The following is a 24555-nucleotide window of genomic DNA, read 5'->3' as shown; positions in this document are numbered from 1 at the left end:
AACACTTTGTCGTATAAAATCTTTCTTTTTAAGTGTTTGACTTTTTATAAGTTCTAATTTGAATATTGTTTTATATAATCTAGAATTGTGCCAAAAAAAGTTTTTTTTAATTCTTTATAATATTTTTTTTATAAAATATTCATTATTAATTGCTTAATAGAATTAAAAAAAGCAGCGTTTTATGTTGAAAAAATAATCTGTAAAATTTTATTAAAAAAATTTGCATCTAAGAAAAAAATTAAAGTATATTTGCACCCACAAAAGGAATTCATCTATATAAATGTTGAATTTTAATGCGGAAGTAGCTCAGTTGGTAGAGCTCCAGCCTTCCAAGCTGGTTGTCGCGAGTTCGAGCCTCGTCTTCCGCTCTAAACTTTAATGACAGTTTAAAAAATCATTGCGGAAGTAGCTCAGTTGGTAGAGCTCCAGCCTTCCAAGCTGGTTGTCGCGAGTTCGAGCCTCGTCTTCCGCTCAAAAAAAAGTCTCAAACCTTAGTTTGAGACTTTTTTTATTTTAGGCCGCTAAGTTCTGTTTCAGGATTTATTTCTTCAGGAATTTGATTTTTACGAAATAAGCGAGCCTTTAATTCTCCTTTCAGTAGTATCGAATTACCTTTAACTTCTAACCAGCTACCTTCTCGAAGACCTATTACGGGTTGTGGATTAAAAAAGTGAAATTCGTTAATTCTAGTTTCTCTAGTTTCTCCCATATGAGTAGAAGAAGCATCAGGATCTAAATAATGGGGGTTAATGTTAAAGGGTACAAAACCTAGAGTTCTAAAGCTGGGCGGGTAAACAATAGGCATGTCGTTTGTAGTATGCATAGTTAAACCGCAAATATTACTTCCTGCGCTTGTTCCTAAGTAAGGTGTACCATTTTTTACTACCTCTTCCAAACTTTCTAAAACATTATTCTTATAAAGTTCGTTTACTAATACAAAAGTATTTCCTCCTCCAGTAAAAATAGCTTCGGCTTGTTTAATTGCTTCTATAGGATTTTCAAATTCATGAATACCTACTACAATTTTATTAATTTGTTCAAATGCTTTTCTAACTTTATTGGTGTATTCTTCATGCGAAACACCACCCGGTCTAGCATAGGGGATAAAAAGAATGGTGGAAGCATTTTGAAAGTGGTTTTTTAATACAGGCAATAAGTAGTCTAAGTAAGTGCCGTTGTATAAAGTAGAAGTGCTAGCTATAATTATATTTTTCATTTTTGTTTTTTTTCAAAATTACTATTTTCAATTAACAAAAGTTTATAATCTTATTAGTATTTAATTGGCAGCTTTCTAAATTACTTTTACAAAATACTATAATTAAAAGTTATATGATTAAAAAAGTACTTTTATTATTTCTTTTTTTTCCTCTTCTTATTTTAGCTCAGAACGATTCTGTTTTTAAGGGTAAAATTGTATCTGAGTCGAATTATTTAGAGGACATTCATATTATAAATGTATCTAAAAAAATAGGGGTTTTATCTGAAAGAGGAGGCTATTTTAAAATCAATGCTTCTGTAAATGATACGCTCATGTTTAGTGCCGTACATTTAAAAGGGTATCAAAGAATTGTATTGCTACAAGATTTTGAGAAAGATTTGGTCTTTGTACCAATGGAAATTTACGAAAATCAACTGGCAGGAGTGACTTTAACTAAATACAAAAATATAACTGCAGAATCTTTAAGAATTGTTCCAAAAGGTCAAAAAAAATATACTCCTGCAGAAAGAAAGTTAGCTGCCGCAGAAGAGTTTAAATGGTATAGCCCACTACTTATTCCTGTAGGAGGAATGAGTGTTGATGGTCTTATAAATTCGATAAGCGGAAGGACAGCAATGTTAAAAAAAGAACTAATAGTTGAAGGTAAAGAAATGCTACAAGAAAAGATGTTGAGTATTTTTACTAAAGAATATATTAGAGATACTCTTAAGATTCCTGATGATTATATAAATGGATTTATTTATTATGTTGTGGAAGATTCTAGATTTACTAATGAGATGAAAAGAGATAATAAAACAATGGCAACTTTTGTTCTAAGTCAGTTAGCGGATGAATATTTAAAATTGAAAGAAATAGAAATAAATGGAAGCAAAAATGAAACAAAATAGTATTTATATGGTTTTTTTGCTTTTTTCTCAACTTTTCTTTTCGCAAAACAAACAAAGAGAAATTATGAATGGGAAAATTATAGCTGATTCCATGAGTGTTGAAAATATTACTGTTTTTAATATTTCTTCTAATGTTGGTGCGGTCTCTGATTATAATGGCAAGTTTTCAATTAAAGCTAGACCCAAAGATACCTTGTTTTTTCAGGCACTCTCTTTTGTTTCTAAAAAATATGTGATAACCGAAAAAGATTTTTATGTAAATGAATTAGAAATTCGATTGAATATTAATATAAATGAATTGGATGAAGTGGTGATAACACCCATGAGTTTAACTGGAAATCTTGAAGAGGATACAAAAAAAATTAAAAATTATGGTCTTTCACCTATAGACATGAAAAAAAAGATCTATTATGAAGATGCTCGATATGGAAGAGGAACAAAAATAACAACATCTCCAGATCATTTTGCGCCTAACGGTTCTAGTTTTGATTTAAAGTTAATAGGTAAACAAATTGGGAAATGGCTAGGATTTAAAAATAATTCTAAAAAAAATGCTTTAAAAGTAATGGAGGAGAGAAGGTTACATGATATTCAGGTGAAATCCTTTGCAGATCACATGAAAGAGCGTTTTTCATATAATTTTTTTGTTTCTGATTTAAAAATAAGAAAAGAAGATTTCACTACTTTTTTAGCTTATGCGGAAATGCCAAGTTTAGAATTGGCAGAATATTTGAAAGCAGAGAATGAATTACAACTTATAGAATATTTGGTTAAAAAAGCGAAAGCTTTCCATGAAGAAAATAAAGAATAATTTTACTTTTACCTCATGAAAAAAAGGAATATAATAGTTTTAAGTTTTTTTTTACTTTTAGTAATATCATCTTTTCAAGTACATAAATTTTATGTTTCAGTCACTCAGGTAGATTATGTTAAGTCAAAAAGTAGAGTGGAAATAACTTCTAGAATTTTTATAGATGATTTTAATAAAATACTAGAAAAAAAATACAATAAGAAAGTTTATTTAGCATCTAATAGACAAATTGAGGATGCAAATAAGTTAGTAGAGAATTATCTCAAAGAAAAAATGAAGGTCAAAATCAATCAAAAAACTTACGATTTAAAATTTTTAGGGACTGAAATTGATAATGATGTGTTAATTTGTTACTTAAAAGTTAGTTTTTCTGAAAAAATTACTACTTTCGAAATCGAAAATTCAGTTTTAACTGAAATATTTAAAGAACAGCAAAATTTATTGCATACTAATATTAATGATGAAAAAAGTAGTTTTCTGTTGACCGATTCAGAACCTACGGCTTTCTTAGAATTTTAAATTAATTAACCTACCATGAAAAAAAAGATTTTATTTTCTTCTGTTTTTCTTTTCCTTGCTGTTTTTTCAGTTACAGCTCAAGATAATAAAACTGAAGATAAAAAAAGAGAAGCAGGTCATTACAACGAAAATAAATTTCGTCAAATGTATGATTTATTGGCTACTCCAAACATGTTTCGTACAGCATCGGGTGCACCAGGTCCAGCTTATTATCAACAGCGTGCAGATTACAAAATGAATATTGAATTAGATGATAAGAAACAAAAACTATACGGTTCTGAGACAATTACTTATTATAATAATTCTCCCGAAGCATTAGAATATCTTTGGATTCAATTAGATCAAAATCTTAGAGCACCAGATTCTAAAACGCCTCTAGTAGAAAGTCAAAGAATGGATCCTGCTTTGGCTCCAGATAAATTTGCAAAAAGGTTTATGGAAGAGCCTTTTCAAGGCGGTTTTCATATTGAATATGTAAGAGACAAATCAGGTAAAGATATTAGCTATACCATCAATCAAACTATGATGCGTATTAATTTAGATACGCCTTTACAATCGAAACAAAAAGTCACTTTTTCTATAAAATGGTGGTATAATATTAATAATTATCAAATTGATGGTGGTCGTTCTGGTTACGAACAGTTTGAAGATGGGAATCGTTTGTATGTAATTGCTCAGTTTTATCCAAGAATGGCTGTGTATAGCGATGTGGAAGGTTGGCAAAATATGCAATTTTGGGGAAGAGGAGAGTTTGCTCTAACTTTTGGAAACTTTGATGTAAGTATTACAGTTCCAGCGGATCATATCATGGAAGGAACAGGCGTAAATATTAATAGAAAAGAAGTATATTCAGCAGAGCAAATGAAAAGATGGGCACAAGCTGAAACAACTTTTGATAAGCCTGTTATTATCGTAACTCAAGAAGAAGCGGAAAGAGCTGAAAAAGGGTTTGCTGAGGCTAAAAAGACTTGGAAGTTTAAAGCAGAGAATGTGCGTGATTTTGGTTTTTCAACTTCAAGAAAGTTTATGTTAGACGCTATGGCAGTACAATTGGACACCAAAAAACCAATGGCAATTTCGATTTATCCTAAAGAAGCAAATCCTTTATGGGGAGAATATTCAACAAGAGCTGTTGCACAAACTTTAAAAACATATTCTAAGCATACTTTTGATTATCCTTATCCAAAAGCAGTTTCAGTATCTGCTCAAGATCAAGGAATGGAATATCCAATGATTTGTTGGAACTTTGGACGTCCTGATAAAGATGGAAAATATTCTGATCGTGTAAAATATGGTATGTTAGGTGTTATTATTCATGAAGTAGGCCATAATTTCTTTCCAATGATTGTAAATTCTGATGAAAGACAATGGACTTGGATGGATGAAGGATTAAACACATTCTTAGAATATTTAACAGAATTGGAATTTGACCCTAACTTTCCTACTGATAGAGGACCTGCAGATAAAATTGTTCCTTACATGAAAGGAGATCAAAAATTCATTGAACCAATTATGTCAAATTCCGAGAATATTTATCAGTTTGGAGCCAATGCATACGGTAAACCAGCGACAGGTTTAAATATTCTTCGTGAAACCATTATGGGAAGAGAATTGTTTGACCACGCATTTAAAACCTATGCACAAAGATGGATGTTCAAACACCCAACCCCAGAAGACTTATTCAGAACTATGGAAGATGCTTCTGCAGTAGATTTAGATTGGTTTTGGAGAGGTTGGTTTTATTCTACAGATTATGTAGATTTAGGAATTAATGACGTAAAACAATATTATGTTTCTTTAGAACCAACTCAGGAAATGAAAGATTTTGTAGCAAGAAGAGGTAGATTTTTACGTGATACAGGACCTTTTATTTATTTAGTTGATGAAAATCACAAAGAATTTAATCCAAGTACAAAAAAAGCTTTTGAAGTAAAAGATGTGCAAATTTTAGATGAATACGTTGCTAAAAATTATACTTCAGAAGAGAAACAAAAATTAGCAACTCCTAAATATTTTTATGAAGTAGAATTTAGTAAACCTGGAGGATTAATGATGCCAATTATTGTAGAGCTTCAATTTGAAGATGGAACGAAAGAGATGCACAAATTTCCAGTTCAAATTTGGAGAAAAAATAATGATACTGCTAAACGTGTTTTTGCTACAGACAAAAAGGTAACAAAAATACAATTAGATCCAAAATTGGAAACAGCGGATATCGATACTTCTAATAATGTTTGGCCAGCCCAAGCCGCTACATCAAAATTTGATGAATTAGATAAATAACATTCATCTAAATGTAAAAAATAGTTAAAACCTATATCAAAATGTAAAACTTTGATATAGGTTATTTTTTTCTTTGTAACTTTGTCTCAAATAATAGATTAACTCATGTTTGGTATTGGATTTTCAGAATTTTTTTTTGTAGTTGTTGTTATATTGATGCTTTTTGGATCAAAAGAAATCCCTCAAATGGCTAGATTCTTAGGGAAAACAATGGCACAGCTAAAAAATGCAACCAATGAAATAAAAAGAGAAATACACAATAGTGCTAAAGATGCTGATGTGGATGTTAATTCTTTAACAGGTGGTATTTCTGATGAAATTAGGAAAGCAAAAGAAGGAATTGCTAATACAATAAATCCATTGAAGGATATGTCTAATCATATTGTTGATGATATTACAAAACCTATTGAAGAAGTAAAAGAAGATATTGAAAATCTTTCAGGACCTATAAAAAGACAATTTTAATGCTGGAACATATTGTATCTTTAGATAAGGAATTATTTGTTTTTCTTAATGGTTTAGGTTCTGAAAAATATGATGCTTTTTGGTTGATAATCACCAAGCAGTTTAATTGGACACCTTATTTTTTACTTGTATTGTTTATTCTTCAACGTAAAATTGGTTGGAAAAATTTAGGAATAGCACTTCTTTTTATTGCTCTTTTAATCACATTTACTGATCAAACTACCAATCTCTTCAAATACTATTTTCAACGTTTGAGACCTTGTAATGATTTCGAGATTAAATCAATTATAAGAATTGTAAAGCATAGTGATACACTCAGTTTCTTCTCAGGACACGCCTCTAGTTCTTGTGCATCCATGACTTTTATATTTTTAATACTGAGAAAATACTATAAATATGCTTTTGTAGTTTATTTGTTTCCTTTAGTGTTTGCCTACAGCAGGATCTATCTCGGATTACATTTTCCAATGGATATTCTAGTAGGTTATACCTATGGTTTACTAACTGGGATTACTTTTTATAAGCTGTATGTTTATTTTGTAAGCAAATATTTCCCTGCATCTATCCAAGATTAAATTACACGGCTTACTGTTAATCCGTCACGAATGGGTAATAAAACAGTTTCTACTCTTGGGTCGTTTTTTAATAAAGCGTTGTATTCTAATAATACTTTTGTACTAGTGTCTTTTGGATCCAAAGTTTCAATTACTTTTCCGCTCCAAAGTACATTATCCGATAAAATAATACCTCCTTTGCGCATCATTGGAACTATTAAATGAAAATATTGGATATAATTTTCTTTATCGGCATCAATAAAAACCAAATCAAATTGTTTGTTTAATGTTGGAATAATATCCAAAGCGTTACCGATATGTTGAAAAATTTGATTTTTCCATTCCGATGCGTCAAAATATTTCTTTTGAAAATCAGCCAATTCTTCATTAATGTCTATTGTATCTATTGTACCATTTTGTGCTAAACCTTCAGCCATACATAGAGTCGCGTAACCCGTGTACGTTCCTATTTCTAAAACATGTTTTGGATGAATAATTTTAGCTAACATACTTAAAACTCGACCCTGAAAATGTCCACTTAGCATTCTAGGTTGTAATATCTTTTGAAATGTTTCTCTATTTAATTTGGCTAATAATTCGGGTTCGTCCTGACTATGATGGGCAACATAATTTTCTAGTTCTTCTGAAATAAAATGCATGATAACACTGAGTTTTAATTTTAGTCAAAGTTATCAAATTATTTTTTGTAGTTTTCCGTAAATTATCAAAAGATAACAATGAACAAAAAACCTATTTATATTTTAGGTACGGGACTTTCACATAATGGCTCGGCAGTATTATTAAAAAACGGTCAAATATGTGTGGCCATTGAAAAAGAACGAATTACCAGAATCAAACACGATGGAGGTAATGATGCAGCAGCAATCCAATATTGTTTAGAGACAGAAGGGATACAATTAACTGATGTGGATTTGGTAGTGCAATGTGAAAATTTTGAAATTCCATCAAGAGATTTTTTTAGAGGAGAAAGGTTATTTAAGGAAAAAATGGAACCAAAATTGATTAGTATTTCACATCACTTAGCACATGCATACAGTGCGGTTGGAACTTCTCCTTTTACAAGTTGTAATGTAATGGTAATTGATGGTTGTGGAAGTCCATTAGAACAGTATTTACTATTGCATCAAAATGAAAAAGAAAGTATTGCGTTGGATGTTTTCAATTCCATACAAATGCAATGCGAAAAAGATAGCTTTTATCATTTCGATGGACAAGACATGATTCCTTTGTTTAAAGATTTTAGTGAGATGTCAGATCTTTCTTCATCTGAAATAGCGTTACCTACAACCAAACATTCTATTGGAGGTTTTTACGCAACCATTAGTAATTATGTTTTTGGAAACATGGATGATGTAGGTAAGTTAATGGGATTGGCACCTTACGGTAAAACTGGTGTATATGATTATGAAGTTTTTGAATTCATAAATGACCGCTTATTTGTAAAAGAAGATTGGAAAACATTTTTAAACCAACCTTCAAATGGATACACTTTTTTTAAAGAGCATTTTGTGTATTATGCCAATGTAGCGAAATGGGCACAAGAGCAAGTAGAAAAAGCTGTTTTACAATGTATAAAATTACGAACAAAGCAATTCCCTCATGAAAATTTATGTTATAGCGGTGGTGTAGCGTTAAATGCTGTTGCCAATGCAAAATTAGAAGATACTAATGTGGCTCAATCTATTTATTTTGAACCCGCTGCAAGCGACAATGGTTTAGCGCTCGGTTGTGCTTTTTACGGTTGGCTTTCTTATTTGAAACAACCTAAAAAAGAACCTAATGGTAGTACATGTTTTGGTAAGCACTATACAAAGGAAGCTATTCTACAGGCATATGAAGAATACCAACTCGAATTGAAAATGATAGACTTTTTTGAAGAGCCCGAACTCTTACATTATAGTGCAGAAGCATTGCTTCACGGAAAAACTATTGGTTGGTTTCAATCGGGTTCTGAGTTTGGTCCACGAGCTTTAGGAAGAAGAAGTATTTTGGCACATCCGGGAATAGAAAACATGAAAAACCATATCAATACTACTATTAAATTTAGAGAAGATTTTCGTCCTTTTGCACCAGCAGTTTTACAAGAAAAAGTACAAGATTATTTTGAAGTAGGAAGAAACAGTCCGTATATGATTTTAGTAGATAGGACTAAAAAGGAGCATTTAGAAAACTTAAGAAATGTTACTCATAAAGACGGTTCGGCAAGAGTGCAAACGGTTGAAGCTTCTTGGAATCCTAAATTTTATAATTTAATACAGGCATTTTATGAATTAAGTGGCATTGCTGTTGTTTTAAATACAAGTTTCAATAAAAAAGGAATGCCTATTGTAGAAACACCTAAAGAAGCATTTGATTTGTTTAGAGAAACAGCATTAGATGTTTTGGTAATCGAAAATTTCGTTTTTTTGAAAAACTAAACATTGCTTGAGGACTTACTTTTAAACTCTAAATTCATTACTTTTGCACCATGCAAACGACAAAGAAAGATATTAGAGCATTAACCAAAGAACAATTAAGAGATTTTTTTGTTTCTAATGGAGATAAGGCTTTTAGAGGAAATCAGGTATACGAATGGCTTTGGCAAAAACGCGCCCATACTTTTGAAGATATGACCAATCTTTCAAAAGAAACGCGTGCCATGTTAGAAGCTAATTTTGTAATCAATCATATCAAAGTCGATACCATGCAACGCAGTGAAGATGGAACAGTAAAAAATGCGGTTCGTTTGCATGATAATTTAATTGTAGAATCTGTTTTAATTCCTACAGAAACTAGAACTACTGCCTGTGTTTCAAGTCAGGTTGGTTGTAGTTTGGATTGTAATTTTTGTGCCACGGCTCGTTTAAAGAGAATGCGCAATTTAGAACCAGGCGAAATTTACGATCAAGTTGCAGCTATTGATAATGAAAGTCGTTTGTATTATGATCGCCCGCTTTCTAATATTGTTTTCATGGGAATGGGAGAGCCCTTAATGAATTATCCTAATGTCATGAAAGCCATAGATCGAATTACTTCTCCCGAAGGATTAGGGATGTCACCAAAAAGAATCACGGTTTCTACTTCAGGAGTTTCCAAAATGATTAAAAAAATGGCAGATGATGAGGTGAAATTTAAATTAGCAGTTTCGTTGCATTCTGCTATCGAAGAAACCCGAAATCGAATCATGCCTTTTACGAAAAGTTTTCCGTTAGACGAATTGCGGGAAGCTTTGGAATATTGGTACAAAAAAACCAAAAGCAAAGTTACCTATGAATATGTGGTTTGGAAAGGTATTAACGATGATAAAAAATCGATTGACGCTTTAGTGAAGTTTTGTAAATATGTGCCTTGTAAAGTCAACCTTATCGAATACAATCCTATCGATGATGGTGAATTTCAACAAGCAGCTCCTCAAGTAATTGATGCCTATATTGCTGCTTTAGAAAAAAATAATATAGTAGCAAAAGTGAGAAGAAGTAGAGGTAAAGATATCGATGCGGCTTGCGGTCAATTGGCAAATAAATCCTAAAGTAGATTGTTTTGCTGAACTTGTTTTAGATTTTCTTTTTTAGAAGCTATTTCCAGCTATTCATTTCAATTTTTTTACAGCATAACCATTTTTGTAAGTCGTAAAAAGAGCTTCCAAAGGGCGCTTTTGTACGTCTACAAAAAAAGGCTATGCTACAATAAAAAACTTTTCATTTCTATCTGGGCTATAAAATCTTTTTTTGCTTTGTTACAAATTATGTTTTAGTTACTTTTGCTATCGCGATGAAAATAGTAGAGCAAATAAAACTACCGATAGCTAAAGAAATGGAACTTTTTGAAAAGAAGTTTCGAGAATCAATGTCTTCAAAAGTTGCTTTACTCAATCGAATTACCCATTATATTGTCAACCGAAAAGGAAAACAAATGCGACCCATGTTTGTTTTTTTAACTGCAAAAATGGTGGCAAATAGTAATGAAGTCAATGAACGTACTTATCGCGGAGCTTCCGTTATCGAATTAATTCATACTGCAACCTTAGTACATGATGATGTTGTAGATGACAGTAATAAAAGACGCGGTTTCTTTTCCATCAATGCGCTTTGGAAAAATAAAATTGCAGTCTTGGTTGGTGATTATTTATTGTCTAAAGGCTTATTGTTATCCATAGATAATAATGATTTCGATTTGTTAAAAATTATCTCTGTAGCTGTAAGAGAGATGAGTGAAGGAGAATTGTTGCAAATTGAAAAGGCGAGAAGATTAGATATTACTGAAGCCATTTATTATGAAATTATTCGTCAAAAAACAGCAACTCTTATTGCTGCTTGTTGTTCATTAGGAGCTTGTTCTGTTGTTCCTGAAGATAAAGAAACTGTGGAAAGAATGCGAAAATTTGGAGAGCTTATAGGAATGGCTTTTCAAATTAAAGACGACTTATTCGATTACACAGAAGATGCGATTGGTAAACCTACCGGTATCGATATTAAAGAGCAAAAAATGACCTTGCCTCTAATTTATGCTTTAAATAATTGTACTCCAAAAGAAAAAAGTTGGGTAATTAATTCGGTTAAAAATCACAATAAAGACAAAAAAAGAGTCAAAGAAGTCATTCAATTTGTGAAAGATAAAAACGGATTGGTGTATGCCGAACAAAAAATGATACAGTTTCAACAAGAAGCTTTAGCATTATTACAAAACTTCCCAGCTTCCTCTTATAAAGAAGCATTAGAATTAATGGTCAATTACGTTATTGAACGTAAAATATAATTTTTGATTTAGCAATTTGTCAATAGACACTAAGTTTTATAAATCATCAAATTGACACACTAACAAATTGTCACAAATACATACAACTTTTTTAGAACCTAACTCGTCTATATAAATAAGAAGTATTATTCATTCGGTTTTATTGGAATTTGAAATTTATTTTTTTGAAATTCAATTTTTAATGCAACCTTTTTAAAAACCATCTCGTCTATATAAAAAAGAAATACAATTCTAAATTATGAATTCTAATTTCTAAATTTAAAAAATGAAAGTCATACACTTACATAGAGAAGAAAAACAATTGATAGAGCAAGCTATTTTAAATAATAGACAAGCCCAACATCAATTATACACGCAATTTTCTCCTAAAATGCTAGGTGTTTGTAGACAATATATAAAAGATGTGCACCATGCAGAGGACGTTATGATTACCGCTTTTATGAAAGTCTTTACTAATCTAAATAAGTTTGAACACAAAGGAAGTTTTGAAGGTTGGATAAGACGCATTATGATTCATGAGTGTATTGATTTTGTTCGAGTAAAAAAAAATATTTTTAATTATCAGGAAATAGAAACTGTAATTGTATCTGAAAGTGAAAGTGTTATGGAAATGGATACTTTTTCAGTAGATGATATACAATTGTTAATTGATAGCTTGCCCGATGGGTATCGAATGATTTTCAATTTATATGCTATCGAAGGGTATAAACATCATGAGATTGCTAAAATGCTTCATATAAGTGAAGGAACCTCAAAATCGCAATTGTCACATGCTAGAAAAATGCTTCAAAATCAAATTAACCTATTAAAGCTAAAAGAAAATGGAACCAAATAAATTAGATACTAAAATTAAAGAACAGTTAGGTTCAAGAGAAATTAAGCCAACGGATCAAGCTTGGGATCGATTAGATGCGATGCTTTCTTTGGCTGAAAAAAAAGAACCCAAAAAAGTTTTTGGTATATATAAATATATAGGAATTGCAGCCTCAATATTGCTTTTTTTGAGTGTTGGGTTTTGGCTTTATCAAAATGAAAAATCGGATGTAATTGAAAAGCATTTTAATGAAGGTATTGTCAATGAAGAAAAAAAAGTATCCCCAATAAAAGATTCAAGCACGTTAATATTAAATACAATAAAAGAATTTGAAATAGTTGAACAAGTAGCTAATCATGAGAATTTGAATCAAAAAGAGTCTATTTTAAAAAATAATAATTTAAAAACGAATTCAATTTCTTCGGAAAAATTAGTGACCAAAACACCCAATCAATTTGAAGTAATAAATTTAGAAAAAGACAGTCCTGTTACTAAAGCTAAAAATAGATATATTACAGCTGAGAAATTATTAGCCTCTATTGAAAATAGAACATTTGATGACAAAGAGGTAAATAATAAAGAAGTCAAGAAAAAAATAAAAGTAAATACAAATACTTTGTTGACAGATGTTGAATCTGAATTAGATATAGAATTTAGAGAAAGTAGAATAGATAAAATAACTAGAAAATACAATCAAGTAAAATCAGCTATAGCAAATAGAAATTACGAATAATCAATCATCATCACAATCATTATCATTAATTAAAAAACGAACAGTTATGCAAAAAATTATTTTTTACATCGGAATACTTTTCCTTGTATTTATTTCAAAAATGAGTGCTCAAAATCATACTTTTGAAAATAAAGCTAAAGAGATAGCTAACAGAATTGAAACGATAACAAAGGAAGAAAAAAAAGCTTTAAAATTAGAAGTTGAAGCAATTGACTTGCAATTAAATGAAGGTAAAATTACGAAGCAGCAAGCAGATGAATTAAAATTAAAGGCTGCAGAAAAAAGAGCTGCTATTATTGAAGAAAAGGTTGCATTGGAAGAAACTAAATTACAACAACTTATCCAAGATAAGGTAGATGGAGGATTTTCTACATCAAAGGTTGAAAATGAATTGCCATCTAGAAAAGATAGTATAATTGTAAAGGGGAAGAAATACGAAGTTACTTATCATGTTACAGACTCATCACACGTAATTACCGATATTAAAAGAATTTTTAAAAGAGATTCATCGTATGTAGAAAAAAGAACAACGTCTCAATTTGTAATTGCTTTTGGTTGGAATAATTTAGTGACTGATGGGGCAATTGCAAATTCAGATTATTATTATTGGCGATCTATGTTTTCCGAATTTGGTATTACTTGGAGAACAAATTTAATTAAAGATCACAAGGTCTTGAATTTGAAATACGGACTTTCATTTGTTTATAATCAACTTCATCCTACAGATAATCGTTATTTTGTAGATAATGGAGAACAAACAGTTCTAGAAACTTATCCTGTAAATTTAAAAAGTAAAAGAAGTTATTTCAGAAATGTCTTTTTAACCTTACCTGTGCACCTGGAATTTGATTTCTCAAAAATGAAGGAAAGAAATAATAGAAAGTATTATGCCTCTCATACGGGTTTTAGATTAGGCGTTGGTGGTTTTGTAGGTTATAATACAAATTCAAAACAATTTTTAAACTATGATGAAGAGGGTTACGACATGCGTATTCGTCAAAAAGGAAATTGGAATATCGATGATTGGAATTATGGCTTGAGCACATATGTAGGTTATGGAACATGGAGTTTATATATGAAATATGATATTAATCCAATGTTTAAAAATAATACAACTAAACAAAATAATATTTCTTTAGGAATAAGAATGGATTTAAATTAAAATTTGGGTTAGGGTTTCATACGAAAAGATGTCTTATAATCATAGGGCATCTTTTTAATTTAATCTAAATTTCATATTTGAATAGTAAAGTAACAATACCATAAAATAAAGTAAAGATTCTAGTAATGATTGGAGAGTAGTTTTGGAATGCAAAATCAAACCAACTTTTATATCATGAAAAAATACATTTACTTATTCGTTCTTATTTGTTCTGCTTTATCAGTATTACAAGCGCAATCAGGTATGGGAATCAGTGAAAAAGAAAACGGACTAGAGTATTGGACAGAATTTAATCCAAAGAAGAAAGAATATAAAGAAGCTAAAAAAATTCTTGCAGGTTATATTACCGAAAACACAACTTTATCTAGTAGGGATGTTTATTTGTTGCAAGGTGTAGTATATGTGACTAATAATGCTACTTTAACTATTGAACCAGGAACAGTAATAAGAGGCGATTATACTACTTGTGGAACATTGGTAATTACAAAAGGAGCAAAAATTATGGCAGAAGGCACAGAGAGTTTCCCAATTGTATTTACAACTAATAAAGATACCTATTCTAGAAAACCTGGAGATTGGGGTGGTATTATTATAATGGGAGATGCTCCAGTGAATACTTTTGGAGGCGTAGGTATTTTAAATTTCGATTTGGATCCAAAATACAATCGTTTTGGAGGAGAAAATACGGAAAGTTCTTCTGGAGTATTAAAATATTTACGTATTGAATATTCAGGGCGAAAATTAAGTGCAAAAAAGGAATTAAACGGGATTTCATTTGCTGGAGTAGGTAATAAAACTAAAATTGAAAACATACAAATCAGTTATTCAAATGATGATTCTTTCGAATTCTATGGAGGAAATGTAAAATTAGAAAAATTAGTTTCTTTCAGGGCTTCTGATGATGATTTTGACTTTACTCAAGGGGTACAAGCATCTATAACAAATAGCTTAGCAATTAGACATCCTTATTCTTCTGATGCTGAAAAATCAAGATGTATGGAAATTGATTCTTATGATATGATAGAAAAATTTGATGCACAAAGAAATAAAACGAACGTAAAAGCAAGCAACGTAACCTTTGTAAATACAGAAGACAATGATCAAGGGCTAATTAAAGAAGCAATCTTTGTTGCAGATGAAAGTTATTTTTCATTAAATAATAGTGTAGTGTATGGATTTAAGGATTTTTTATTAGTTAAAAATTATTCTTTTTTTGAAGACTTTGAAGAATTTATAAAATTGAAAAATTTGGTGGTAGGTCATTGCGATAATACCTTAAAAACAATGCAGGGTGATGGAAATATAGCAGGAATGGAAAACAATTTATTTCTTTCAAAAAATTTAATATCAGTTTCAAATGGAAAAATTGAGGATTATTTCAAAATACCCACTTTTGAAGAAACACCCGATTTTCGATATATAAAAATGGAGAGAAATAATAATATTTTAGTAAATAAATAAGGCATTTTAAATTCAATAGCTTCGTTTATTTTGTAAGAAATGTATGATTTTCTGTAAAAAGCATAAATTATCGATTAATTAGATTTAGTCGTATTTTTATTTAACTTTTCGTTAACATATCAAACCCCTGATTACAGGGGTTTTTATTTGTAATGTCTTGATATTTAAATATTTAAATTGTTTTTTGACGATTTTACCGTATTTTTTTACTCCTAAATTTTAACATTTTTTCCAGTATTGTTGTAAAATTAAAACTTTTGATTTCACTTAATTTGTTAAAGTTTTATTTGTTAAAATTATCAAGATATAATTGAATTGCCCAATCGATTATTACCAAATAGAAATGACAAACTTTTAAAAAAAAAATTATTATGAAAACTAACCTACTATTAATTACAATTTTGCTAAATTTCAGTATTTCTGTCTTTTCTCAATCTGGTTTAGGAGTAAATGAAAAAACAAATTTGTTGGAGTATTGGACTGAATTTGATCCTAAAAAGAAAGAATATAGAGAACCTAAAAAAATCTTAGCAGGTTATATTTCTCAAAATACCACTTTATATAGTCGAGATACTTATCTACTTGAAGGAACGGTTTATGTCATTAATAATGCTGTATTAACCATCGAACAAGGAACCGTAATTAGAGGTGATGAAAAAACGAATGGAACATTGGTAATTACAAAAGGAGCCAAAATCATTGCTGAAGGAACTGAAAGTTTTCCAATTGTTTTTACTACAAATAAAGATTCTTATTCTAGAAAACCAGGCGATTGGGGAGGAATTGTAATTATGGGAGACGCACCTGTAAATAATTTTGGTGGAATAGGAATTTTAAACTTTGATTTAGATCCTTCTTACAATAGATACGGAGGTTCTAATAAGGAAGCTTCTTCAGGAGTTTTAAAATATGTTAGAGTAGAATATGCTGGTAGAAAGATTAACTCTAAAAAGGAATTTAATGGGATCACTTTTGCAGGTGTAGGTAGTGGAACTAAAATAGAAAATGTGCAAGTGAGTTATTCAAATGATGATTCTTTTGAATTTTATGGAGGAAATGTTAAGCTTAAAAATTTAGTTTCTTATAGAGCTTCAGACGATGATTTTGATTTTACTCAAGGCGTGCAAGTAGAGATTAATAACAGTTTGGCAATAAGAAATCCATATTCTTCAGATTTAGAGAACTCTAGATGTTTTGAAATAAATTCTAACGATGATGTTGAAAAATTTGATCCATTAAGAGATAAAACAAGTATTAATGCATCAAACATGGTGCTAGTAAATACAGAAGATAATAATCAAGGGCTTATAAAAGAAGCGTTATTTGTTTCAAATGATAGCAAATTGAATTTTTCAAATAGTGTCGTTTTTGGATTTAAAGACTTTTTAATGTTGAAAGATTTTTCTATTCTTGAAGATTTTGATCAGCATGTAAAAATAAAAGATTTGGTTATAGGGCATTGTGATAACCCTTTGTCAAGTTTAAAACCAAAAGATTTGTTAACTTTAGATATTAATTATCTTTTTACAAAAAATAATATAGTTTTATCTGATGGTAAAATAGAAGATTATTTCATGAATAGTAATTTACATGAAAATCCAGATTTTAGATATCTAAAAATTGAAAGAAACAAAATCAATTATGTAAATAAATAATACATAATCTTATCTTAAAAAAGCCATTTATTTTTTTTGTAATAATGTCTTGAAAAGGCTTAAAAACATTGATAAGTTGCACTTAAACGAAAAAAAGTTACACTTCTTCGATAATTTTATTTGATTTTATCAAAAAGTTTCTGTATCTTCGTTAAAGCTTTATTAGTTAAACGATAAAAATACGGTATAGTATTTGCTTTTAAAATAAAGTTGAGTGTGTTTTTACAACAAAAGTTTAAGCCTTTATATAATTTGTAATAATGCATAATTGTCTAATTACAAAATTTGTTATTATGAAAAAAAACCTACTATTATTAGCACTTATTTGCAACTTTAGCCTTGCAGGTTATGCGCAGTCTGGATTAGGAATTGATGAAAAAGAAAACTGGTTAGGATACTGGACAGAGTTCAATCCTAAGAAGGAAGATTATAGAGAACCACAAAAAATTCTTACAGGAAGTATATCTCAAAATACAACTTTGTCAAATCGAGATACCTATCTTATACAAGGTAATGTATATGTTACTAATAACGCTACTTTAACAATAGAAGAAGGAACTTTGTTAAGAGGAGATTCTAAAACTTGCGGAACACTTATTATTACAAAAGGAGCAAAAATAATAGCTCAAGGTTCTGAAAGTTTTCCAATTGTATTTACTTCAAATAATGATGAATACTCTAGAAAACCAGGAGATTGGGGTGGAATTATTGTTATGGGTGATGCTCCTGTGAGTAGATTTGGAGGTGTAGGAGTAGTAGATTTTGATTTAGATCCTCAATACAATAGATTTGGTGGTGAAAACAAAGTTGGCTCTGCTGGAGTGTTAAAAAATGTTAGAGTTGAATATGCAGGTAAGAAATCGGCTACCAAAAAACAAATTGCGGGAATTACTTTTGCAGGTGTAGGTAGTGGAACGGTTATAGAAGCAATACAAGTGAGTTTTTCCGACAATGATTCTTTTGAATTTTTAGGTGGAAATGTAAAAGCACAAAAATTAATTTCTTATAGAGCTTCAGACGATGATTTTGATTTTACTCAAGGCGTTCAAGCAGATTTTACTAACAGTATTGCTTTAAGACACCCGTTTTCTTCAAGTAATGCAAAACCTAGATGTATGGAAGTTAAATCGTACAATGATATAGATAAATATGATCCTCAAAGAAGCAAAACAAATGTAAAAGCAACTAATATCACTTTGGTTAATATAGAAGATAATAATCAAGGATTGATCAAAGAAGCTGTTTATGTTTCTAATGAAGCTAATTTGAATTTAAGCAATAGTGTTGTCTATGGTTTTAGAGATTTTTTAATGTTAGACAGGTTTTCAATGACTGATGAGTTTGAGAAATATGTTAAACTTAAAAATTTAGTTATAGCTCATTGCACAAAAGTGTTTTCAAGTATGGATGAAGGTGATACTTCTAGAATGGATACAGATTTTATTGCATCTAAAAATGCTTTAACAATTTCTGATGGACCAATCAATGACTATTTTAAAAGTACTGATTTCTCTATAACACCAGATTTTAGATATCTTAAAATTGAAAGAACGAATAGTAATGTGGTATTGAATAAAAAATAAATTGTACTTACTATAAATTATAAAAGCACTTATTCTCGAATAGGTGCTTTTTTATTTCAACTTTGTATATTTGTTGACTAAATTTAAAAGAATTGATTTCTAAAGCAACCATAGAAAATGTATTTGAGACTGCCAGAGTAGAGGAAGTAATTGGCGATTTTGTTCAGCTGAAACGTTCTGGTAGTAATTTAAAAGGATTAAGTCCATTTGTGGATGAAAAATCCCCCTCTTTTATGGTTTCACCTGTAAAACAAATTTGGAAAGATTTTTCTTCTGGAAAAGGGGGTAATGTCGTTACTTTTTTGATGGAGCATGAGCACTTTAGCTACCCAGAAGCAATAAAATATTTGGCAAAGAAATATAATATTGAAATAGAAGAAACAATTCAAACGAATGAAGATTTGGCGGCTGCAAACGAAAAAGAAAGTATGTATTTGGTTTCAGAATTTGCAAACACTTACTTTCACAAAAGTTTATTGCATACCGAAGAAGGAAAAGCAATTGGTTTAACCTACTTTAAAGAAAGAGGATTTACTAATGACACAATTGCTAAATTTAGTTTAGGGTATTCACCTAATGCTTGGGATATTTTTACTAAAGAAGCTTTAGGAAAAGGGTATCAATTGGAATTTTTAGAAAAAACGGGACTTACCATCGTAAAAGAAGATAAACAATTTGATCGATTTAAAGGTAGAGTGATGTTTCCTATTCATAGTATGAGTGGAAGAATATTAGGATTTGGTGGACGTATTTTAACAAACGATAAAAAGGTAGCTAAATATGTAAATTCTCCTGAAAGTGAAATTTATCATAAGAGTAAAGTATTGTATGGGATATATCATGCGAAACAAGCCATTGCGAAACAAGATAATTGTTATTTAGTTGAAGGATATACTGACGTTATTCAATTTCATCAATCTGGTATTGAAAACGTGGTTGCTTCTTCTGGAACCGCTTTAACTCCAGATCAAATTCGATTAATCAGTCGGTTAACTAAAAATATTACCGTGCTTTTTGATGGTGATGCAGCGGGTTTAAGAGCTTCAATCAGAGGGATAGATTTAATTCTAGAAGCAGGTATGAATGTTAAAGTATGCGCTTTTCCAGATGGTGAAGATCCAGATAGTTTTGCTAAAAAAACACCACATGATAAACTGGTTAGTTTTTTAGAAGAAAATGCCAAAGATTTTATTCAGTTTAAGGCATCTCTTTTAATGAATGAAGCTAAAAATGATCCTATTAAAAAAGCCGATTTAATTCGTGATATGGTTATCAGTATATCAAAAATACCCGATCGAATTAAGCGTGAAATATATTTACAAGAATGCTCTAGAATAATGGATATTTCTGAAGATGTTCTTTTTAATACCTTGGCACAAATTGATAAAAAGGATGTCTCCGAAGCTAATAAAAAAGTTAAAGAAGAACAGAAAGTATTTGAAGTTCATAAAACTGAAGCTGTTGTTTCACAATCTAAAGTTGATATTCAAAATGAATTAGAAAGGAAAATAATAGAAATCTTATTGCTTTACGGAAATGTTGAAGAAGAATTTGAAGATATACTTATTAAAGCAAATGAAGAAGGTGATTTAGTTGAAGTTAAAGAAAAAAATAGTTACAAAGTCTTTAATCGTATCTATTTAAGTTTACAAGAAGATGAAATTGAGCTTGCTAATCCTGTTTTTAAAGCTATTTATTTGGATATTATTACTTATTATAATCAAACTGAAAAATTTGAACTAGAAAGCTATCTTAAGCAAATTAATCCTGAAATCGCTAATGAAGTGACTTCAATTTTAATGAATGAAGAAAGAGAAGTATTGCACAATTGGGAATCGCAGCAAATAATTGTAAAGCTTAAAGATAAAACTATAGCACAATATGTTACCGAAACAATCTTAACTCTAAGGTGGTATTGGGTAAATAAAATAATTGAAGATTTAAAAACAGCTATCTCAACAGTAAATCATGATACTGATAATTCGGAAACGTTATCCATGGTAATGGACTATTTGGGACTAACAAATATGTTTTCTAAAAAGCTAGGTAGAGTGATGAGTAGGTATTCTTAAAAGCGGTAATATTAAAATGCTTTCATTTCATAATTGGTAATAAATGCACTTTTGATTTGATTCTTTTCTAAATTCAAATAGAATAAGAAATATTTTGAGAATGTATTGATCTTTGAAAAAAGAGAAAAAACAAAAGGAGACTAGGTTACATTTTTCCTTTTTTTGTTAAATCTTGTTTTAATATTTTGTTTTCTTCTTCAAGCTTAGCTGTATATTTTAGCATAATATCTAAAGTTTCTTTAGGCATTGAAACTATTTGGATACCAATAGAATTATCATAAAAAGTACAATTTTCATTTTTAGGCATATTCTCGTTAGCTTTTTTTAATTCTTCTATGGGTATTTTCAAAACATCAGCTAGTTTTTCCCATTCTTCCTCTGTAATGGGCGATTTACCCCTTTCTTTTCTAGAATAAGTCGTTTGCTCCATAGCCATTTTAAATGCCATATCTTTTTGGGTAAATCCTTTTTCTTTGCGTATTGCTTTTAAACTCATCGTATAATTGTATTTATACAAATATATTAAAATAGGTGCATAAAATTATTCCTAGGAAAATTTATTGGTTAACTTTTAATTAACTTTCTTATTATATAAGTTTGATATTTAATTTTAAATTTTAAAACATGAAACTAGAAAGTTTAAAAAAAGACAAATTCGAACCTTTTAAAGAAAACGAGATTCAAAACGCAATGAAAATTGTAGGAGGTGTACCAGTTGATACTACTTACAGAAATGCTACACATTATGGTACAGATACAATGGATAAAGAAACTCAAGGAGATAATAATCCAAAAACACCACCTGCTTATATTGTTGGACAACCTGGAGAAATTGATTATACTAGAACTTCTGCTACTCCTAGAACAGATTTAAATCAAAGCACAAATTAAATTTAAGTGTTAATTCTTTTTAATTAAAATTAATAAAGTCCTTTATAAGGATTTTATTAATTTTAACTTTTTATATAAAGTGCATATATGTATAAATTATTTATAATACTGTTTTTTAGTAATTTTTTAGTAATTTTTTCTCAAAAAAATACTAATTATTTTGAATACCATAGCTTGATTAATAAAGCAGAATATTTATTTTTTAAATCAGAAGAAAAAGACTCTGCATTATACTATTATGATAAATGTTTTAATGATTTTGACTTTATCTTTGCTAAAGATGCTATAAATGCTGCTCAAATAGCTTTCTTTTTAAAAAAGGATTATAAGAAATACCTCATTAAAGGTTTTGGGAATGGTTTAAAAATAGACCATCTTAAACATGTGAGACTTTTTGAAAAGGAAATAAATAAAATTGCAAATGATAAATTTTTAAAAAGCGAATATGCAAAAAAAAGAAAAGAATACTTAAAAAGAATTGATTTAGAATATTTAAATACCATACTAGACTATGGTATTCAAGATCAAGTAGATAAACGAACAGATAATTCAAAAGCTTATGAAGAAAAAAAGCAGAAAGCTTTTGTTAAAATTGAAAAATTAATACGAGAAAAAGGATTTCCAGGTGACCAACTTTTAGGTATTGCTGATTCAACCATTTTTAAAGAATCTAAATCTAAATTTAAAGATTTTAATTATAGAATAAAAAAGTTTAATAATCTTAAAGATTTTACTTCAGAAGATGGAAGTTTATCACAAAAAATGATTTATCTAATATTAATCCATAGTCATTGTAGCTATAATGATTTAAGTGATATATGGATGGAAGAAATAAAAAAAGGAAATGTTCACCCAGGTGATGTTGCTCTTTTTCATGATAATATTTATCGTACTGTTGAATGCAAAAATCCTAATATTCCTTATAAAAAAAATCTTTTTGTAAATTATTTTAAATATTCAGAAATAGACGATAAAATAAATAAAAAAAGAAAAGAATTATTTATCAATAATATAGAAATAGATAATTTGAAAAAAATATTTGAAGAAAAATATGGAGCTAAACTTTTCTGGGGATTTTGGTACTGTAGATAATAAAAAAATTATTATTCAATCTGAATCTAAAGATAGAAGTACAGATGATGTTATACAATGGATTAGATATTTATCTATTAATACTAAAATTGAAGAAATATTTGATTTTCTTGATCTTCAAGAAATAAAGATTGAGATAGCAAATGATAAATTTAATTTTAGATTAAATAATTTAGATTATAACTATAATGACAGTTATTGGTACAGAAGAGGAATAATTAATATTCCTAATACTAACGGATTTATTCAAGAAAGTATAGAAAATAATAATTCCAAACCAATTCTTGATTTTCTTAATTCAAAATCAAATAAAATTCAAATCAATAAATTTCAAGATAATTATTTAGGAAAATTGAAACAATTAGAAGTTTGTAAATTAATAGAGTTGAATTTTCCTGAAACTTTAATTACTACAAATTTTAGTGACCTTCAAAAATTTGTTGAACTTCATAATTTAGTTATTACTAAGCCAATTGAAAATCCTTTTTCAAATCATATAATTAATAACAAAGATGTTTGCTTTTTCACACCAAGTCAATTAATTACAAATGAAATTTTAAATAAAATAACAACAAAGCGTTTTGAGCCATCATTGTTTCAAAAATACATTGAGAAAAAATTTGAAATTAGAAGTTTTTATATAAATGGTATTTTTAAAAGTATGGCAATTTTTAGCCAGCAAAATGAAAAAACAAAAATTGATTATAGGGATTACGACCGAGAAAGACCTAATAGGGTTGTACCATTTAATTTGCCTACAGAAATAGAAAATAAGTTAACATTATTAATGAAGAAACTCAATTTGAATTGTGGTTCTTTTGATTTAATTTATACGTTAGATAATCAATATGTTTTTTTAGAAGTGAATCCGATTGGTCAATTTCAATGGGTAAGTAGAAATTGTAACCATTATATAGAAAAATTAATTGCAAAAACACTTATAAATGAAGAATAATGAGGTTTTAAAAGATCAAATAATAAAGGTTTTAGCTAAAGATGCAGAAAAACTTCCATTTATTGCACAATTATGGGAAATAGAAATTTATGATAGTTTGAATAAATCAAATGATGAAAATTATATAAATTTTGGACATTATGAGACTAACTCTTATAATTCTACTGTTTTTTATAAACCAATTTCTAAAATAATAGACTTTTCAAAGTTAGATGAGTAAAATTTTTTATAAACTGTTTGCTAATTGTATCATCGTAAAAGGTGCATGCAGAGCTACTATTTGCGATATACAACGCAATCGATTTCAACTAGTACCATTAAGTTTTTTTTACTTATTCAACGAAGATAATTTAATTGATTTAGAAAAATTAAAACTTGAAATTGATAACGAGAATTTACCTATACTTAACGAGTATATGGAATTACTAGTAAAAAATGAATTTATTTTTGAATTATCTCAAGAAGAATCAAATTTATTTCCTAATCTTTCTATGGAATTTGATTATCCTTCTATAATTTCAAATATGATTATTGATTATAATAAAAATTCATTTCATAATTTTCAAAAAATTCTTAATGATTTTATAATACCAACCAATTGTCGGCATATTCAATTTCGCTTTTTTGATGAAGTTATATTAAAT

General features: G+C 29.1%; 24 protein-coding genes and 2 tRNA genes. 23 read left to right on the top strand and 3 right to left on the bottom strand.

The window, feature by feature from the left end; all coding sequences use genetic code 11:
* Nucleotides 1-295 precede the first annotated feature (295 nt).
* Nucleotides 296-368: transfer RNA gene (locus HALO113_RS05920), tRNA-Gly, on the top strand.
* A gap of 31 nt (nt 369-399) precedes the next feature.
* A tRNA-Gly gene (locus HALO113_RS05915) sits at nt 400-472 on the top strand.
* Nucleotides 473-508: 36 nt separating this feature from the next.
* Here the strand turns inward: HALO113_RS05915 and pepE are convergent.
* Nucleotides 509-1216: a dipeptidase PepE gene (pepE, locus tag HALO113_RS05910; protein ID WP_159778145.1), complete on the bottom strand. Its 708-nt coding sequence runs from the start codon at nt 1214-1216 to the stop codon at nt 509-511.
* A 113-nt stretch (nt 1217-1329) separates the two neighbouring features.
* Here pepE and HALO113_RS05905 point away from each other — a divergent pair, with 113 nt between their 5' ends.
* The 6 genes from HALO113_RS05905 to HALO113_RS05880 all read left to right on the top strand — a co-directional run bounded on the left by HALO113_RS05905 (nt 1330) and on the right by HALO113_RS05880 (nt 6759).
* The gene (locus HALO113_RS05905; protein ID WP_159778144.1) at nt 1330-2106 is read left to right on the top strand and encodes a hypothetical protein; all 777 of its coding nucleotides are present in this window, start codon (nt 1330-1332) and stop codon (nt 2104-2106) included.
* A 64-nt stretch (nt 2107-2170) separates the two neighbouring features.
* Nucleotides 2171-2917 carry a carboxypeptidase-like regulatory domain-containing protein gene (locus tag HALO113_RS05900; protein WP_236554602.1) on the top strand — a complete coding sequence of 249 codons (747 nt, stop codon included), beginning with the start codon at nt 2171-2173 and terminating at the stop codon, nt 2915-2917.
* A 15-nt stretch (nt 2918-2932) separates the two neighbouring features.
* Nucleotides 2933-3436, top strand: a complete 504-nt coding sequence (locus tag HALO113_RS05895; RefSeq protein WP_159778142.1) for a DUF6702 family protein — start codon at nt 2933-2935, stop codon at nt 3434-3436.
* A gap of 15 nt (nt 3437-3451) precedes the next feature.
* The gene (locus HALO113_RS05890; protein ID WP_159778141.1) at nt 3452-5719 is read left to right on the top strand and encodes a M1 family metallopeptidase; all 2268 of its coding nucleotides are present in this window, start codon (nt 3452-3454) and stop codon (nt 5717-5719) included.
* Between the two features lie 105 nt (nt 5720-5824).
* Nucleotides 5825-6184 carry a twin-arginine translocase TatA/TatE family subunit gene (locus tag HALO113_RS05885; RefSeq protein ID WP_159778140.1) on the top strand — a complete coding sequence of 120 codons (360 nt, stop codon included), beginning with the start codon at nt 5825-5827 and terminating at the stop codon, nt 6182-6184.
* Nucleotides 6184-6759 (top strand): phosphatase PAP2 family protein, encoded by a 576-nt coding sequence (locus HALO113_RS05880; RefSeq protein ID WP_159778139.1) that lies wholly within the window; start codon nt 6184-6186, stop codon nt 6757-6759. The genes HALO113_RS05885 and HALO113_RS05880 overlap by 1 nt, the downstream gene beginning before the upstream one ends.
* On the opposite strand, the gene HALO113_RS05875 is transcribed toward HALO113_RS05880, so the two are convergent.
* Entirely contained in the window at nt 6756-7397 is a 642-nt protein-coding gene (locus HALO113_RS05875; protein WP_159778138.1) for an O-methyltransferase, read from the bottom strand. The genes HALO113_RS05880 and HALO113_RS05875 overlap by 4 nt on opposite strands.
* A gap of 78 nt (nt 7398-7475) precedes the next feature.
* On the opposite strand from HALO113_RS05875, the gene HALO113_RS05870 reads away from it, so the two are divergent.
* The 10 genes from HALO113_RS05870 to dnaG all read left to right on the top strand — a co-directional run bounded on the left by HALO113_RS05870 (nt 7476) and on the right by dnaG (nt 20973).
* Nucleotides 7476-9176: a carbamoyltransferase C-terminal domain-containing protein gene (locus tag HALO113_RS05870; protein ID WP_159778137.1), complete on the top strand. Its 1701-nt coding sequence runs from the start codon at nt 7476-7478 to the stop codon at nt 9174-9176.
* Nucleotides 9177-9226: 50 nt separating this feature from the next.
* A complete protein-coding gene (gene rlmN / locus HALO113_RS05865; RefSeq protein WP_159778136.1) occupies nt 9227-10267 on the top strand; it encodes a 23S rRNA (adenine(2503)-C(2))-methyltransferase RlmN in 1041 nt (346 codons plus the stop codon).
* 242 nt (nt 10268-10509) lie between these two features.
* The gene (locus HALO113_RS05860; protein WP_159778135.1) at nt 10510-11493 is read left to right on the top strand and encodes a polyprenyl synthetase family protein; all 984 of its coding nucleotides are present in this window, start codon (nt 10510-10512) and stop codon (nt 11491-11493) included.
* 265 nt (nt 11494-11758) lie between these two features.
* Nucleotides 11759-12328, top strand: coding sequence for an RNA polymerase sigma factor (locus tag HALO113_RS05855; protein WP_159778134.1), 570 nt, complete (start codon nt 11759-11761; stop codon nt 12326-12328).
* Nucleotides 12315-13040, top strand: a complete 726-nt coding sequence (locus tag HALO113_RS05850) for a hypothetical protein (RefSeq protein ID WP_159778133.1) — start codon at nt 12315-12317, stop codon at nt 13038-13040. The genes HALO113_RS05855 and HALO113_RS05850 overlap by 14 nt, the downstream gene beginning before the upstream one ends.
* A gap of 46 nt (nt 13041-13086) precedes the next feature.
* A complete protein-coding gene (locus HALO113_RS05845; RefSeq protein ID WP_159778132.1) occupies nt 13087-14202 on the top strand; it encodes a hypothetical protein in 1116 nt (371 codons plus the stop codon).
* A 174-nt stretch (nt 14203-14376) separates the two neighbouring features.
* Nucleotides 14377-15663 (top strand): hypothetical protein, encoded by a 1287-nt coding sequence (locus tag HALO113_RS05840; RefSeq protein ID WP_159778131.1) that lies wholly within the window; start codon nt 14377-14379, stop codon nt 15661-15663.
* Between the two features lie 371 nt (nt 15664-16034).
* Nucleotides 16035-17318, top strand: coding sequence for a hypothetical protein (locus HALO113_RS05835; RefSeq protein ID WP_159778130.1), 1284 nt, complete (start codon nt 16035-16037; stop codon nt 17316-17318).
* A gap of 293 nt (nt 17319-17611) precedes the next feature.
* The gene (locus HALO113_RS05830) at nt 17612-18901 is read left to right on the top strand and encodes a hypothetical protein (protein ID WP_236554600.1); all 1290 of its coding nucleotides are present in this window, start codon (nt 17612-17614) and stop codon (nt 18899-18901) included.
* Nucleotides 18902-18993: 92 nt separating this feature from the next.
* Nucleotides 18994-20973 carry a DNA primase gene (gene dnaG, locus HALO113_RS05825; RefSeq protein WP_159778129.1) on the top strand — a complete coding sequence of 660 codons (1980 nt, stop codon included), beginning with the start codon at nt 18994-18996 and terminating at the stop codon, nt 20971-20973.
* Nucleotides 20974-21118: 145 nt separating this feature from the next.
* On the opposite strand, the gene HALO113_RS05820 is transcribed toward dnaG, so the two are convergent.
* Complete coding sequence (locus HALO113_RS05820) at nt 21119-21469, bottom strand: helix-turn-helix domain-containing protein (protein ID WP_159778128.1); 351 nt, start codon at nt 21467-21469, stop codon at nt 21119-21121.
* A 128-nt stretch (nt 21470-21597) separates the two neighbouring features.
* Here HALO113_RS05820 and HALO113_RS05815 point away from each other — a divergent pair, with 128 nt between their 5' ends.
* The 5 genes from HALO113_RS05815 to HALO113_RS05795 all read left to right on the top strand — a co-directional run.
* Nucleotides 21598-21864, top strand: a complete 267-nt coding sequence (locus HALO113_RS05815) for a hypothetical protein (RefSeq protein WP_159778127.1) — start codon at nt 21598-21600, stop codon at nt 21862-21864.
* An 87-nt stretch (nt 21865-21951) separates the two neighbouring features.
* Nucleotides 21952-22956, top strand: a complete 1005-nt coding sequence (locus HALO113_RS05810) for a hypothetical protein (protein ID WP_159778126.1) — start codon at nt 21952-21954, stop codon at nt 22954-22956.
* Entirely contained in the window at nt 22916-23911 is a 996-nt protein-coding gene (locus tag HALO113_RS05805; RefSeq protein ID WP_159778125.1) for a hypothetical protein, read from the top strand. Before HALO113_RS05810 ends, HALO113_RS05805 begins: the two co-directional genes overlap by 41 nt.
* The gene (locus HALO113_RS05800; RefSeq protein ID WP_159778124.1) at nt 23901-24131 is read left to right on the top strand and encodes a hypothetical protein; all 231 of its coding nucleotides are present in this window, start codon (nt 23901-23903) and stop codon (nt 24129-24131) included. The genes HALO113_RS05805 and HALO113_RS05800 overlap by 11 nt, the downstream gene beginning before the upstream one ends.
* A partial coding sequence (locus HALO113_RS05795) for a hypothetical protein (RefSeq protein WP_159778123.1) occupies nt 24124-24555 on the top strand: 432 nt, incomplete at its 3' end. The genes HALO113_RS05800 and HALO113_RS05795, both read left to right, overlap by 8 nt.

Origin of the sequence: Flavobacterium sp. 9AF (assembly GCF_902506265.1) — a bacterium.
GTDB lineage: Bacteria > Bacteroidota > Bacteroidia > Flavobacteriales > Flavobacteriaceae > Flavobacterium.
This window is presented reverse-complemented; position numbering and strand designations above follow the sequence as displayed.